The sequence below is a fragment of the Streptomyces actinomycinicus genome (assembly GCF_016741775.1).
In the GTDB taxonomy this organism is placed as follows: domain Bacteria; phylum Actinomycetota; class Actinomycetes; order Streptomycetales; family Streptomycetaceae; genus Streptomyces; species Streptomyces actinomycinicus.
In genome coordinates, this window is sequence record NZ_JAERRK010000018.1 from 167299 (window position 1) to 181298 (window position 14000).

The 14000-nt window shown below is 71.4% G+C and carries 13 protein-coding genes; 3 read left to right on the forward strand and 10 right to left on the reverse strand.

Features of this window, described 5'->3' with window-relative positions; translation table 11 throughout:
• The 6 genes from JK359_RS28550 to JK359_RS28575 all read right to left on the reverse strand — a co-directional run bounded on the left by JK359_RS28550 (position 1) and on the right by JK359_RS28575 (position 6920).
• Positions 1-618 (reverse strand): GNAT family N-acetyltransferase, encoded by a 618-nt coding sequence (locus JK359_RS28550; RefSeq protein ID WP_201841564.1) that lies wholly within the window; start codon positions 616-618, stop codon positions 1-3.
• 363 nt (positions 619-981) lie between these two features.
• Positions 982-2235, reverse strand: coding sequence for a styrene monooxygenase/indole monooxygenase family protein (locus JK359_RS28555; RefSeq protein ID WP_201841567.1), 1254 nt, complete (start codon positions 2233-2235; stop codon positions 982-984).
• A 24-nt stretch (positions 2236-2259) separates the two neighbouring features.
• Positions 2260-2916 carry a GTP-binding protein gene (locus tag JK359_RS28560; protein ID WP_201841570.1) on the reverse strand — a complete coding sequence of 219 codons (657 nt, stop codon included), beginning with the start codon at positions 2914-2916 and terminating at the stop codon, positions 2260-2262.
• Positions 2897-3328: a DUF742 domain-containing protein gene (locus JK359_RS28565; protein WP_201841573.1), complete on the reverse strand. Its 432-nt coding sequence runs from the start codon at positions 3326-3328 to the stop codon at positions 2897-2899. The genes JK359_RS28560 and JK359_RS28565 overlap by 20 nt, the downstream gene beginning before the upstream one ends.
• Complete coding sequence (locus tag JK359_RS28570) at positions 3325-3858, reverse strand: roadblock/LC7 domain-containing protein (RefSeq protein ID WP_201841576.1); 534 nt, start codon at positions 3856-3858, stop codon at positions 3325-3327. The genes JK359_RS28565 and JK359_RS28570 overlap by 4 nt, the downstream gene beginning before the upstream one ends.
• Complete coding sequence (locus JK359_RS28575; protein ID WP_201841579.1) at positions 3855-6920, reverse strand: sensor histidine kinase; 3066 nt, start codon at positions 6918-6920, stop codon at positions 3855-3857. Before JK359_RS28575 ends, JK359_RS28570 begins: the two co-directional genes overlap by 4 nt.
• Before the next feature lie 385 nt (positions 6921-7305).
• On the opposite strand from JK359_RS28575, the gene JK359_RS28580 reads away from it, so the two are divergent.
• Positions 7306-8094, forward strand: coding sequence for a protein phosphatase 2C domain-containing protein (locus tag JK359_RS28580; RefSeq protein WP_201841582.1), 789 nt, complete (start codon positions 7306-7308; stop codon positions 8092-8094).
• A 4-nt stretch (positions 8095-8098) separates the two neighbouring features.
• Here JK359_RS28580 and JK359_RS28585 read toward each other — a convergent pair whose 3' ends face one another.
• Complete coding sequence (locus tag JK359_RS28585) at positions 8099-8590, reverse strand: MarR family winged helix-turn-helix transcriptional regulator (protein ID WP_201841584.1); 492 nt, start codon at positions 8588-8590, stop codon at positions 8099-8101.
• A gap of 343 nt (positions 8591-8933) precedes the next feature.
• On the opposite strand from JK359_RS28585, the gene JK359_RS28590 reads away from it, so the two are divergent.
• Positions 8934-9767, forward strand: a complete 834-nt coding sequence (locus JK359_RS28590) for a lysozyme (protein WP_201841587.1) — start codon at positions 8934-8936, stop codon at positions 9765-9767.
• Positions 9768-9805: 38 nt separating this feature from the next.
• On the opposite strand, the gene JK359_RS28595 is transcribed toward JK359_RS28590, so the two are convergent.
• Positions 9806-10009 (reverse strand): response regulator transcription factor, encoded by a 204-nt coding sequence (locus JK359_RS28595; protein ID WP_201841590.1) that lies wholly within the window; start codon positions 10007-10009, stop codon positions 9806-9808.
• Between the two features lie 211 nt (positions 10010-10220).
• On the opposite strand from JK359_RS28595, the gene JK359_RS28600 reads away from it, so the two are divergent.
• Positions 10221-12626 (forward strand): ATP-binding SpoIIE family protein phosphatase, encoded by a 2406-nt coding sequence (locus JK359_RS28600; protein WP_201841593.1) that lies wholly within the window; start codon positions 10221-10223, stop codon positions 12624-12626.
• Between the two features lie 64 nt (positions 12627-12690).
• Here the strand turns inward: JK359_RS28600 and JK359_RS28605 are convergent, their stop codons facing one another.
• Both JK359_RS28605 and JK359_RS39385 read right to left on the reverse strand, forming a co-directional pair.
• Positions 12691-12882, reverse strand: a complete 192-nt coding sequence (locus JK359_RS28605) for a hypothetical protein (RefSeq protein ID WP_201841595.1) — start codon at positions 12880-12882, stop codon at positions 12691-12693.
• A 134-nt stretch (positions 12883-13016) separates the two neighbouring features.
• A partial coding sequence (locus JK359_RS39385; protein ID WP_372445498.1) for a putative sodium/potassium/calcium exchanger occupies positions 13017-14000 on the reverse strand: 984 nt, incomplete at its 5' end.

Genomic DNA, 14000 nt, shown 5'->3' on the forward strand with positions numbered 1-14000 from the left:
TCAGGCTGACGCGTGACCGGCTGTTTCCGGACGCCCACGGTGCCGGAACCACTCCGGCGCCAGGATCGACATCACCGTCGCGTCCACCCGCTCGCCTTCCCAGAGCAGTGCGTCACGCAGCACGCCTTCGGCGACGAACCCCACCTTCTCGTAAGCGCGGCGGGCTCTCGGATTGAACGCATAGACCTCCAGCGAGATACGGTGCAGCCCCAGCGCCTCGAAGCCGTATCCGACGATCAGACGGGTCGCCTCCGTGCCCAGACCAGATCCATAAGTGCCGGGCACCAGGCAGATGCGGAAGCTGCAACTCTCGTTGCCCGAGTCCCATTCGTTGAGGACCGCCTCGCCGATGACGTTCCCCGTCACCAGCTCGACCACGGCAAGGTCCAACCGGTCATCCTGCTCTTGACGGCTTTCGTACCAGGTACGTATTCGCCCCTCATCGGGCGCGCCGTCGTCATGGCTGCCGGTCAGCCGTGATGCTTCCGCGTCCAGGAACATTGGCATCAGCGCAAGCACGTCATCCGCCGTGACTGGCCGGAGCAGCACCTGTTCCCCCCTCAGCGACGGCTTGCTGAGGAAATCCGGGCGTGAAGCAGGTCCAACGTGATCAACCATGCCCGCATTGTGTCCGGCCGACCCGCCCGACGTCCTCTCGATATCACCACAGGACCGGGTCGACCCGTCTGCCGTTGATCGGAGAGACAGACCCTAGCTGCTCCGGATACAGGCTCCGTCCCAAGACGGCGGACGCATGGCTGTTGATCACCACGGTCAGCCGCCCCCCAACGGCTCTCGGGAAAACCGGGGATAACGGTGAAGGCGATTCAGGAGGCTGGGGGACACAGTCCTCGGACGGCCCCAGGGAGATCTCTGGGGCCGTCCGGCGGCCGTCGAGGGCCGTCCGAGGGCCGTCCGAGAGGGACCGACGACGACAGACAACGACAGGCGACGACGGTTGGACCACAGGTCAGAGGGTCATCACGCCCCGGTGACCGACGCCAGGTACGCGGACGTCTTCTCGGGGTCGTAGAAGAAGTCCTCGAAGTCGGACGGGTCGTCGAAGGCATTGGCGAAACGGTTCGCCACGGGCTGGAGCTGGCCGGCCGCGCCGATGAGGTTCAGTACGTGCTCCGGCGGCGGCGCCAGCATCGCGTTCGTCCACTTGGTGACGTGCTGCGCGGTGGCCCAGTACCGGTCGAAGGTGGCCTGCATCCACTCCTCGTCGAACGGCTCCTCACCCCGCTCCAGGATCGAACCGAGATAGGCGGCGGCGCACTTGGAGGCCGAGTTGGAGCCCTGGCCGGTGATCGGGTCGTTGGCTACGACCACGTCGGCCACGCCGAGCACCAGGCCGCCGCCGGGCAGCCGGCCGATGGGGTTGCGGACGGTCGGGGCGTAGCGGCCGGACAACGTCGCGCCCGCGTCGGTGAGTTCGACCCCCGTGGCCCGCGCGTACTCCCAGGGCGTGAACTTCTCCATGAGTTCCAGGGTCAGGGAGAGGTGCTCCGCCGGGTCCTTCACGCCGTTGAAGACGTCGAGCGGGCCGCCGGGTATGCCCTCCCAGAACAGGATGTCGGCACGGCCGGAGGTGGTCAGCGTCGGCATGACGAACAGCTCGCCGACACCGGGGACCAGGTTGCAGCGGACCGCGTCGAACTCCGGGTGCTCCGGGCGCGGGCCGAGGCCGTGGACGTACGCCACCGCCAGTGCCCGCTGCGGCTCGGCGTACGGGGAGCGCTCCGGGTCGCGGCGGAACATCGACACCAGCTCGCCCTTGCCGGCCGCGACCAGGACCAGGTCGTAGGCGCGCGAGAAGTAGTCGAGGTCGCCGACCGCCGCGCCGTGGATCACCAGCTGGCCGCCGCGCTGCGCGAAGGTCTCCATCCAGCCGGCCATCTTCACCCGCTGGTCGACCGACTGCGCGTACCCGTCGAGCCTGCCCACCCAGTCGATCGCCCGCTGGGTGGGGCCCGGGTCGTGCGAGCCGGGTGCCGCGACCGAGACGCCGAGCCCCTCGATCTTCGGGGCCTGGGACTCCCAGAAGTTCAGCTGGAGGTCGCGCTCGTGCTGCAGTGCCGTGTCGAACATGCACTGCGTCGACATGACCCGGCCGGAGCGGATCTCGTCCGCGGTCCGGTTCGACATCAGGGTGACCTCGTAGCCGTGCGACTGGAGGCCGAGGGCGAGCTGGAGACCGGACTGGCCGGCCCCTACGACGAGTATCTTCCGCATGCGGGTGGTGGCTCCTTACAGGGACTACTCGGGGGTTTCGTCCAGCGCGTGGCCCACCAGGGCCAGGAGGCTCTCGATCACCGAGATCCGGCGTCGCGCGTCCATGATCATGACAGGGACGTGCGCGGGGACCGTGAGCGCCTCCCGTACGTCCTCCGGCTCGAACAGCTCGCTGCCGTCGAAGTGGTTGACGGCGACGACGTACGGCAGCCCGCAGCTCTCGAAGTAGTCCAGCGCCGGGAAGCAGTCCTTCAGGCGGCGGGTGTCGGCCATGACGACGGCACCGATCGCACCGCGCACCAGGTCGTCCCACATGAACCAGAAGCGCTGCTGGCCGGGCGTGCCGAACAGGTAGAGCACCAGGTCGTCGTCGAGCGTGATGCGGCCGAAGTCCATGGCCACGGTGGTGGTGAGCTTGCCCGGGGTGGCCGACAGGTCGTCGGTCTCCTCGCTCGCCTCCGTCATCAGCGCCTCGGTCTGCAGGGGCGTGATCTCCGAGACGGAGGTGACCAGGGTGGTCTTGCCGACGCCGAAGCCGCCGGCCACCACGATCTTCGTCGCGATGGGGGCGCGCGTCCGGTCCGTCTGCCAGGACCTCAGGTCCTCGTCCGGTTCGGCGAATCCGGCGACGAGGGGGGTGCCTCCGAAGGAGGCGGTGGAGTCAGAGACGGCGGAGTCCACTCAGCACCCTTTCCAGCAGAGCGCGGTCCGGGCGGCCGGTGCCGTGACCGGTTCCGGTGCCGTACACACGGATCTTTCCCTGGTCCGCGAGGTCGCTCAGGAGCACGCGGACCACGCCGAGCGGCATCTTCAGCAGCGCGGCGATCTCGGCCACCGTGCGCATGCGGCGGCACAGTTCGACGATGGCCCGCATCTCCGGCATGACCCGGGTGGTGAGGGAGCCCTTCGTCAGCTCCTTGCGCTCCTCCGGGGCCTCCAGCGCCGCCACGAACGTCTCGACGAGCAGGACGTGACCGAAGCGGGTACGGCCGCCGGTGAGCGAGTAGGGGCGGACCCGGGCGGGCTTGCGGTCGCCGCCGCGCACGGGCAGTTTCGGAGCGCCGCTCACGGGCAGTTCCGCAGCGCCGCTCATCGGGCGCCGCCCGCCGACTCGGCCTCCAGGGACTTGCGCAGTTCGCTGCGGAGTTCGGGGGTCAGGACGTGGCCGGCGCGGCCGACGAAGAGCGCCATGTGGTACGCCACCACGCTCATGTCGCACTCCGCGGAGCCGTGCACGCCGAGCAGCGAGCCGTCGCTGATCGACATCACGAACAGGGTGCCTTCCTCCATGGCGACCATCGTGTGCTTGACCCCGCCGAACTCCATCAGTTTCGCGGCGCCGACGGTGAGGCTGCCGATGCCGGAGACGATGGTGGCGAGGTCGGCGGAGGAGCCGCGGGGCCCTTTTGCCGGGCGGGCCCCACGGGACTGCTCCAAGGGGGTCCCCCCGCGCGAGCTCGTCCGAGCGTGGCGGAGGCCGGGGTCGGACGAGAGCAGCAGCAGACCGTCCGAGGAGACCACGGCGACGGACTGAATGCCGGGTACTTCCTCGACCAGGTTGGTCAGCAGCCAGTGCAGGTTGCGGGCTTCACTGCTCAGTCCGTAGGTAGTTGGCGCGGTCAACTGCTTGCCTCCTCGGCTGTGCCCCCCGTGATTTCTTCGGCGTGTACGTGACTGGTCGGCCGCTGGTTGTCGGCCGTCTGTTCGGCGATCTCGGCGGCTACGTCCTGGTAGCCGGCCTGGGCGCCCTGGCGGAAGCCGCCGAGCCGGCGGCGGAGGGCCTCGGCGTCCACGGATGTGTTGCGGCGGCGGGGCGGGGCGGTGGGGGTGGTGAGTTTGGGTGTGCGCTTCGGGAGGCCCTTGCTGGTGAGCCGTTCCTCGGCCTCGGGCTCGCCGTCGGCGTCGTACGCGGTCCCGCCCGCACCACCCGCGCGGGTCTCACCGTCGGGTGCGGGTCGCCCCTGTGGGGCGTCCTCGCCGTCGGCGCCCGCCGGGAAGGGAGCCCCGGGGGCCGCCGGGTCGTGGCTCGGGACGTCCTCGGCCTCCTGATCCCGGTGGCCCGCGTCCGTGTCCGACGGGCCCTGGTGGCGGGCATCCGTGGCCGACGGGGGGGTCTGGGTGTCCGGGAGGAGGAGTTCCATGGTCGTCTCGGCGTAGGTCTCCGCCGGGGCCTTCGGACGGGTCTCCATGTCCTCGGTGGGACGGGGGGCCTGCTCGTGGTCCGGGCGGTTGCCGAAGACGTCCCGTACGGCCGGACCGGCCGCGCCCGCCGGATCGGCCGGGTCGGCCTGCTCGGCTGCGTCGGCGGGGGTGGCGGCGGCGTCGAAGGGGGCTGCGTCGCCGGGGGTGGCGGCGGCGTCGGAGGGGGCGGCGGGGATGGGTTCCGCCGGGTTCTCCGCCGTGTTCTCCGTTGCCTGGTCCGTCCCGGCGGCCGGTGAGACCTCGGAGGTGTTGCGGACCGTCTCCTCCGCCAGGGTGACCAGCGGGTCCGTGTGCTTGGCGCGGGCGCGCAGGACGTTGGAGTTGGCCTCCGCGTCGACGCCGGGCAGGGTGAACGTGCCGGTGGCGCCGGTGGCCGTGGTCCGGGGCGGGAGCGCGCTCTGCGGAGCCTCGGCGAGGACGGGCGACGGGAGGACCACCACCGCCGCGATGCCGCCCTGCTTCTGGTCGCGGAGCTGGACTCGGACGCCGTGCCGGTGGGCCAGCCGGGCGACCACGTAGAGGCCCAGGCCGAGGCCGTCGTCGCCCTCGTGGTCGTACCCGGACTCGGGGTCGAAGTCGGTGAGGCGGGCGTTGAGGCGGGCGAGGCGTTCCTCGGCCACGCCGATGCCCTCGTCCTGGACGGACAGCATGACCTCGCCGGACTCCAGGAGCCAGCCGGAGACCTCCACGGGCAGGTCCGGCGGGGAGAACGAGGTGGCGTTCTCCATCAGTTCCGCCAGGAGGTGGGAGAGGTCGTCCGCGACGAAGCCCGCCACGTGCGCGTGCGGGGGGAGGGCCGCGATACGGACGCGCTCGTAGCGCTCGATCTCGCTGACCGCCGCCCGGACCACGTCGACCAGCGGCACCGGACCGGGGTGCTGCTGCACGTGTTCGGTGCCGGCGAGGACCAGGAGGTTCTCGCTGTGCCGGCGCATGACGGTGGCGAAGTGGTCCAGCTTGAAGAGCGTGGCGAGCCGGTCGGGGTCCTGTTCGCGGTCCTCCAGGCCCTCGATGACCGCGAGCTGGCGCTCGACGAGGCCCAGGGTGCGCAGCGCCAGGTTGACGAAGGTGGAACCGATACCGGTGCGCACGCGCTCCAGCTGGGCGGCGGACTCCGCGAGTTCGGCACGGAGTTCCTCGCGCGCGTCGGCCATCTTCTGCCGCTGGCCCACCAGGTGCTTGCGGTCGGCTTCCAGCGTGGTCACCCGCTCGTGCAGGGCGACCGCGTGCGCGTGGAGGGCGTTGACCGAGCGGACCACCTGGGCGAACTCGTCGTTGCGGCCGGTGAAGGTGATCGGCTCCTGGGTCGCCGGGTCCTCGGAGCCGGCGAGGCGGGCCGAGCCGCGGCGCAGCACCGACAGCGGGCGGGTCAGGGAGCGGGCCATGGCGGTGGCGATGCCGACCGCGACCAGCATCAGCGCGCCGAGGACGGCGATCCGGACCTCCAGGGCGGTGACGTCGTCGTCCCGGAGCTTCTCGAGGTCCTTGGTGCGGTGGTCGTACAGCGCGGACTCGGCGCCGCGCATCAGGTCGACCCGGGCGGACAGGGCCGCGTCCAGCTTCTTGGTGCTGGTGGTCAGCTCGCTGTCGGCGAGGGTCGGCTGGTCGGTGAGCGTAGCGAGGTACTTCTCCGCCGAGTTGACCTCCGGACCGGTGACCGTGGAGTCGAACGAGTCCACGGCCGCCTTGGGCGCGGTCTCGCGGAAGTCGCCGAGTGCGGCGTCCGCGCGCAGCCGGGCCTGCTGGGCGACGACGGTGAGCGCGTCGCGCTGCTTGCGGTCCGCCTCGGAGCCGGTGGTCGTGGTGGGCAGGCCGGTGCCGGGGTCGATCACCGTGCGGGTGTCGGCCGGGACGTTCAGGGCGGCCAGCAGCAGGCCACGCGCGGCGGCGGACTGCTGGACGGCGGAGTCCAGTTCGGCCAGTGCGTGGGCACCGGAGCCGGCCCGCGGCGGCATCTGCTCGGCCAGTTGTTCGGCGAGCCGGTGCAGGGCGGTGATCGTCGCCGAGTAGGACTGGTGGGCCTCGAGGGCCGTGGACTTGCCGGTGAGGGCGGCCCGGCGGACGGTGTCGATGCCGTCGAGGTCGTCGCGCAGGCTCGCCGGGGTGTCGGTGTCGGCGCGCAGCTCCTCGACCTGCCGGTCCACGCGGACGCTGCGGTCCTCGGACGGCGCCTTGGCCTTGGGGCGGCCGGCCGCGATGTACGAGGTGACCTCGTCGCGTTCGTCGGCGAGCGAGTGCGCGAGGGACAGCGCGTCCTGGGTGCGGGTGGCGAGCGTCACCAGGTCCTGGGAGTCGCTGACGTCCTGGGAGGCGCCGAGCAGCGCCGGTGCGCCCGCGCCGGCGATGGCCGCGGCCACCACGGCGACGGCGACGATCAGCCGGGTTCGCACATGAGTGGGACGGCCCTTGCCCTCGGGGGTCTGCGGGGCGGTCCCCGCGGGGGCCGTCTGCTTGCCTGTGCGCCGAGGCCGCTTCTTCTGCACCGGTGCTCGCATTCCTGAACTCGTGTACCCAAGGGCCCGGGTGGCACCCCGTCATCTCGGTGCCAAGTGGTGCGAACACCCGGTTCGTACGGTTCCCGACCCTCCCAGCGCCGGTGGGCAGTGGTCGCGCATCACCTGACCCGCCACCCGAAGGAGTGAACATCGGAGGGGAGTTGACGGGCAAGTTCCGCCGGCGGGTGCGGGGCGCCTGCCCGGCGGGCCGGTTGGACGCGCGCGGCAGGCTTTGACAGTATTCGCCACCACGCCTTCCCGGAGTGGATCATTCCTACCCAAAACAGGCTGCTGACCTGGGGGGTCGTGAGAATTCACCGGCCGCTTGCCCGCCTTTGGCGCAGGGTATGAAGGGCTCGTGCAGACTGGCCGCATGCGCACTGAACTCGTTTCGGAACCCGGTGACACGACCCGCCCCAACGAGGACTTCGCCGCTGTCGGACTACCCGCCTCCGGACAGGGCGGTTGCGTGATCGTCCTGGACGGGGTGACTCCGCCGGGCGGCGGGACGGGCTGCGCGCATTCCGTGCCCTGGTTCACCGCGCGACTGGGTGGCGCCCTGACCGAACTGACCGTTTCCGGCCGAGATCTGACGCTGCCGGAGGTGCTCGAGCGGGCCATCCGCCGCACCGCCGACGCCCATGCGGGCACCTGTGACCTTTCTCACCCGCGAACACCCCAGGCAACCGTGGTCCTGACCCGCTGGTCCGCCGCCTCGGTCGAGTACCTGGTGCTGTCCGACTCCGTACTGCTGGTGCAGGGGCCCGGCGGTACGGTCACACTGCTGCAGGACGACCGGCTGGACCGGCTGCCCCGCGCCGCGCTCGCCACGGACGCCCTGATCGACACTCACCTGCGCAACAAGGAGGGCGGCTTCTTCACGGCCGCCGCCGACCCCTCCGTGGCCGCCCGCGCGGTGACCGGCACCCTGCCCCGGCACGAGGTCCGGGCGCTGGTCGCGCTGACGGACGGCGCGACGCGCTGGACGGAGAAGTTCCGCGAGGGCGACTGGACGGCCCTGTTCGACCTGGTCGCGAAGGAGGGTGCCCGCTCGCTGGTGGACCGGGTACGGGAGCTGGAGGCGGCGGACCGGACCGAGCGGACGTTCCTGGGCCGCGGCAAGACGCACGACGACGCGACGGCGGTGTTCGTGGAGCTGTGACGGGCTAGCGCTCCATGACGCCGTTCAACTCGTGGAGCAGCCTGGCCAGTTCGGACACTTCGCGGCGGTCCCAGTGGGCGAGCTGGCGGACGTAGCGGGCGCGGCGGGCCTCACGGACCGTGCCGACGCGGTGGCGGCCCTCGTCGGTGAGGGTGACGAGCCAGGCGCGGCCGTCGGCGGGGTCGGGTTCACGGGCGATCAGGCCGAGTTCCTCCAGGGCGCGCAGCTGGCGGGACATGGTGGCCTTGCCGACGCCGATGTAGGCGGCGAGTTCGGTGGCCCGCTGGCCGCCGAGTTCGTCCAGCCGGATGAGCAGGCCGTACGCGGAGGACTCCAGGTCGGGGTGGACCTCCCGGGCCATCTCGCCCTGGTTGGCGCGGGCACGCCGGAGCAGCACGGTCAACTCGCGTTCCAAGGCCAGGAATTCCTGGTCTGCACCAGTCGGTGTCACCTCGCCGGCAGCGCGATGTGCGCCGCCGTTTCCGTCCTCGTGCACGTCAGCACCCCTGATCGGTTTCGCAGTCCTGAAAGTTTCTGCCACACGTCGCCATCACCGCAGCTCCGTAAGTATTTCGCAGGCGTAGACCAACGGCGTCGTCCGGACCCTCTTCCCACGCCGTCATCTACGTGCGTAGCTTCTTTATCAGGCCATTAGTGGCATGCGCACGCCAGCAGGCTGCCCGGCGCCCCGGCCCCCGCGTTCGCGACCCCCACGGCACACCGCACCGCACGTCCCCCCACGGGACGTCCCACAGCACCGCCCCACGGCACATCCCCGGCAGGTTCCCAGCCCGTCCCCCCACGGCACCTCCCCCCACGTCACTCCCCGGAGGCACGTCATGACCGTGCTCAGACCCGGCTCCGTCCGGCTCTTCCGCCCGCGCCCCCTCGCCGTCCTCCTCACGGCCCTGCTCACGGCGCTGCCCCTCATGCTTCCGCTGACCTCCGCCCACGCGGCGGCCACCCCCGGCCGCGGCTCCGCGTACATGGGCATGGGCGTCCTCACCCACGACGGCCGCAGCGGCACCCCCACCACCGGGGACGCCACCCAGACCGAGGGCGTGGACGTCTCCGGCCACCAGGGCAACGTCGCCTGGCCGACCCTGTGGGGCAGCGGGGTGCGGTGGGCGTACACCAAGGCCACGGAAGGCACGTACTACACGAACCCGTACTTCGCCCAGCAGTACAACGGCTCCTACAACGTGGGCATGATCCGCGGCGCCTACCACTTCGCGACCCCGGACACCACGAGCGGCGCCACCCAGGCGAACTACTTCGTCGACCACGGCGGCGGCTGGTCCCGGGACGGCAAGACCCTGCCCGGTGCGCTCGACATCGAGTGGAACCCGTACGGCGCCGCGTGCTACGGCAAGACCGCGAGCCAGATGGTCAGCTGGATCGCCGACTTCATCAGCACCTACCGGGCGCGGACCGGACGGTACGTCGTGATCTACACGGCCACGACCTGGTGGACCCAGTGCACCGGCAACTACGGCGGCTTCGCCGTGAACAGCCCCTTGTGGATCGCCCGGTACGCCTCCGACCCGGGGACGCTGCCGGCCGGCTGGTCGTACTACACGATGTGGCAGTACACCTCCTCCGGTCCGACCGTCGGCGACCACGACAAGTTCAACGGTGCGCTCGACCGGGTGCAGGCACTGGCCAACGGTTAGCGCGCAGCCCTTGGTACGGGCGCCGGCCCTCCGGGGCGTCACAGCCCCAGGGAGACTGCCAGCCGCGTCAGCTCGGCCGTGCTCGTATGGCCGAGCTTGGCGCGGATCCGGCGCAGATAGGCGTCGACGGTGTGCGGTGACACTCCCATCGCGCGGGCCGTCTGCAGATATGTGCGGCCCGCCGCGATGTGCCGCAGTGTCTCCAGCTCGCGCCGGGTCAGCGGGGTCGTGACGACGGTCATGGGGCCTCCCTGATCGCACCCCCCGATGTTGTCCGTAATGCCTGGATAAAAACCTTGTGTCTTCTTCACGCCCCGGAGCGCACCTCCGGTTGCACACGGACGCCGTTTTCCGCCGCCCCGTCTCTCCCGCCCGTCCCTGCGTTGGTGCTCCGCGCCGGCCGGGATCATGCTGGTCAGGAGAGCCTGCCTAGCAAGGGCGAGATGAGCGGCGATGGAGCGACAGTCGACGTACACGGCCACGGCCACCATCGATGACCGGGGCATCCTGACCGGCTGGAGCGAGGGCGCGCAGCGGCTGCTCGGCTACGACTCCTCCACGGTCGTGGGCCGGCCCGCCACCGCGCTGCTCGCCTCCGACGGCACGGGTGCCCGGCGGGCGCTGGCCGGCCGTAGCCGCTGGAACGGCACCCTCCCCCTGCGGCACCAGGACGGCCGGCACCTGGAACTGGGCGTGCTCGCCCACCGCCGCACTTCGCGGAGCGGGGTCCCCGACTGGCTCGTGGTGGCCGCGGTGACCGCTCGGACGCAGCCGCCCCGGGGTGAACCACTGGAGGAATGGACGTTCCTCCAGTCCCCCTTTCCGCTGGCGATCTTCGACGCGGACCTGCGCCTGGTGCGCGCCAACCGCCGGCTGGAGCACGCCCTCGCCCTGCCCGAGGCGGCGATGCGCGGCCTGCGCCTGACCCACATCGTGCCGGGGTCGGCGAGCGAGGAGACCGACCGGTCGATGCGGCTGGCACTGGAGTCCGGCCGGCCGCAGGAGGCGCGCGGCCGGCTCGGAGCCGACCTCGGCCGGATCACGGTCCTCACCCCGCTGAAGGACGCCGGCGGCCGGGTACGGGCCGTCTGCCTCTCCGTGGAGCAGCCGGCCCCGGACTCCGCCGGCCGGCAGCGCCCCTCGACCGAGTCCGGCTCCCAGGTGGTGGGTACGGCGGCGGACCTGGCCCGCGCCGCCCAGGAACTCGGCGAGGTCACGGTCCCCCGGCTGGCCGACGTCATGGTGGCCGATCTGCTCGACAGGCCCCGCTCCCGCGCCGAGATCTCCGAACCCCAGCGCGACCCCGTCGTGCTGCGCCGGGCCGCCCTGCGCGCGTTCCCGGCCGGCGAGGGGCCCGCCCCGAGCACCGGCACGGGCATGGGCGAGGGGGCCGGCACGGGCGCGGGGGTGGGCGAGGCCATCGTCTGCCCGGAGGATTCGCCGCCCGCCCAGTGCCTGGCCGCGGCCCGCCCTCTGCTGTACGACACGGCGGACCCGGCCGTCGCCGGGTGGGCGTCACTGGATCCGGGCGCCGCGTGGCTGCGGGCGTCCGGGGCACGCTCCCTGCTGGCGGTGCCGCTGCTCGCCCAGGGCAGCACGCTCGGCGTGGCCCTGTTCGGCCGGCAGCCCGAGAGGGGCGCGTTCGGCCCCGAGGACCTCCGGCTCGCGGAGGAGTTCAGCGCCAAGGCCGCCACCGGTATCGAGCAGGCCCGCTCGTACTCCCGGTCCCGCACCACCACCGTGGCCCTGCAACGCAGCCTGCTCCCGCACACGCTGCCCGACCAGGCGGCCCTGGAGATCGCCACCCGCTATCTGCCGGCCGCCACCCGGGCCGGCGTGGGCGGCGACTGGTTCGACGTGATCCCGCTGTCCGGGGCGCGCGTGGCGCTCGTGGTCGGGGACGTGGTGGGCCACGGCATCCGGGCCTCCGCCACCATGGGCCGGCTGCGTACGGCGGTGCGCACCCTGGCCGACGTCGATCTGCCGGCCGACGAGCTGCTCACCCACCTCGACGACCTGGTGCTGCGGCTGGCCGCCGACGAGGGCAGCGCCGACCCGGCCGCCGAGACCGCCGGCGGCATCGGCACCACCTGCCTGTACGCGGTCTACGACCCGATCTCGCGCCACTTCACCGTGGCCCGGGCCGGGCATCCGCCGCCCGCCGTGGTCACCCCCGACGGCGCCGTCCGCTTCCTGGACGTGCCCGCGGGACCGCCGCTCGGGCTCGGCGGGCTCCCCTTCGAGGCCGTGGAGACCGAACTGCCCGAGGGCAGCCTGCTCGCTCTGTACACCGACGGGCTGTTCGAGGCCCGTGACCACGACATCGACGAGGCGCTGGACAAGATGTTCGCCGCGCTCGTCCGTCCCGCCAAGTCGCTGGAGTCGGTGTGCGACCGGGTCCTCACCGAGCTGCTCACCCACCGTCCCGACGACGACATCGCCCTGCTGGTGGCCCGGACCCGGGCGCTGCACGAGGACCGGGTCGCCTCCTGGGAACTGTCCAACGAGTTCACCGTCGTCTCCCTGGCCCGCCGGTACGCCACCGAGCAGCTGGCCGCCTGGGGCCTGGACGAGGCCGCGTTCACCACCGAACTGATGGTGAGCGAGCTGGTCACCAACGCGATCCGGTACGGCCGCCCGCCCATCCAGCTCCGGCTGATCCACCAGAACAGCACCCTGATCAGCGAGGTCTACGACTCCAGCGGCACCACACCGCACATGCGGCGCGCCCGGATCTTCGACGAGGGTGGCCGGGGCCTGCTTCTGGTCGCCCAGCTCGCCGAGCGCTGGGGCACCCGGCACGACCGGGTCGGCAAGACGGTGTGGGCGGAGCAGTCGCTCTCCGGACCCGGGCGCTGACACGGTTGCGCCCCGCCGCGGGGGTGCGGCGGGGCGGAGGACGTCTCCTTCACGTCGTCTCGGTTCAGTCGGGGCCGCCCTCGTGCGGGGTCGGTGCCACCGGTGCCGGTGCCGGGCTGGGGGCCGGTGCCGGGTGGGCCGGCTGGGGCTCGGCCTGCGGTGCGGGCTTCGGGCCGGTGGCACCGGCGGAACCGGCGGTGATGGCCACGACGGCCGCGGCGAGGGCGACGGAGCGTCGCCAGAACTTGCTGTACATGGAGTTCTCCCTGGTGAGACGGATTTCCCGGCCGGGGCGGCGGAGACGAGGTCCGGCCGGGTGGCGGGGCTTGAAGCCTTGCCACCCGGCCGGACCGTGATCCCGCCGGCCGCTGTCGCGGCGGTCAGGTCTGGTTACTCGCCGCCGGCGTCACCCCCGCCGGTGTCTCCGCCGCCGGTGTCGCCACCGTCGTCCGAGACGTCGTTCGACTGCTCTGTGGAGTTGTCGTTCGACTGGTCGGCACTGTCGTCGACCGCCTCGTTGGACTGCTCCGTGGAGTTCTCGTTCGACTGGTCGGCGCTGTCGTCGGTCGCCTCGTTGGACTGCTCCGTCGAGTTGTCGTTCGACTGGTCGGCGCTGTCGTCGGTCGCCTCGTTGGACTGCTCCGTCGAGTTCTCGTTCGACTGGTCGGCGCTGTCGTCGGTCGCCTCGTTGGACTGCTCCGTCGAGTTCTCGTTGGACTGGTCGTCACCGCCCTCGTTGGTCTGCTTGGTGTCGTTCTCGTTGGACTGCTCGCCGCCGCCCTCGTTGGTCTGCTTGGTGTCGTTCTCGTTGGACTGCTTGTCGCCGCCCTTGTTCTCCTGGTCGGTCTCGTTCTTGTTCGACTGCTCGCCGTCGCCCTCGTTGGTCTGGGTGGTGTCGTTCTTGTTCGACTGCTCGCTGCCGCCCTTGTTCTCCTGGTCGGTCTTGTTCTTGTTCTCCTGGTCCTCGCCGCCCTTGTTCTCCTGGTCGGTCTTGTTCTCGTTGGACTGCTTGTCGCCGTCCTTGTTTTCCTGGTCGGTCTCGTTCTTGTTCTTCTGGTCGTCGCCGCCCTTGTTCTTCTGGTCGGTCTCGTTCTTGTTCTTCTGGTCGTCGCCGTCCTTGTTTTCCTGGTCGGTCTTGTTCTTGTTCTCCTGGTCCTCGCCGCCCTTGTTCTCCTGGTCGGTCTTGTTCTTGTTCTCCTGGTCCTCGCCGCCCTCGTTCTTCTGCTTGGTCTCGTTCTCGTTAGTCTGCTTCGGGTCCTTGGGGTCCTTCGGGTCCTTCGGGTCCTTCGGGTCCTTCGGGTCCTTGGGGTCCTTGGGGTCCTTCGGGTCCTTCGGGTCCTTCGGGTCCTTCGGGTCCTTCGGGTCCTTCGGGTC

Bases quoted from the DNA above. Each gene is read 5' to 3' on its own strand.
- JK359_RS28555 (WP_201841567.1), bottom strand. From the start codon at position 2,235: ATGCGGAAGATACTCGTCGTAGGGGCCGGCCAGTCCGGTCTCCAGCTC.
- JK359_RS28590 (WP_201841587.1), top strand. From the start codon at position 8,934: ATGACCGTGCTCAGACCCGGCTCCGTCCGGCTCTTCCGCCCGCGCCCC.
- JK359_RS28580 (WP_201841582.1), top strand. From the start codon at position 7,306: ATGCGCACTGAACTCGTTTCGGAACCCGGTGACACGACCCGCCCCAAC.
- JK359_RS28565 (WP_201841573.1), bottom strand. From the start codon at position 3,328: ATGAGCGGCGCTGCGGAACTGCCCGTGAGCGGCGCTCCGAAACTGCCC.
- JK359_RS28605 (WP_201841595.1), bottom strand. From the start codon at position 12,882: ATGTACAGCAAGTTCTGGCGACGCTCCGTCGCCCTCGCCGCGGCCGTC.
- JK359_RS28550 (WP_201841564.1), bottom strand. From the start codon at position 618: ATGGTTGATCACGTTGGACCTGCTTCACGCCCGGATTTCCTCAGCAAG.
- JK359_RS28600 (WP_201841593.1), top strand. From the start codon at position 10,221: ATGGAGCGACAGTCGACGTACACGGCCACGGCCACCATCGATGACCGG.
- JK359_RS28595 (WP_201841590.1), bottom strand. From the start codon at position 10,009: ATGACCGTCGTCACGACCCCGCTGACCCGGCGCGAGCTGGAGACACTG.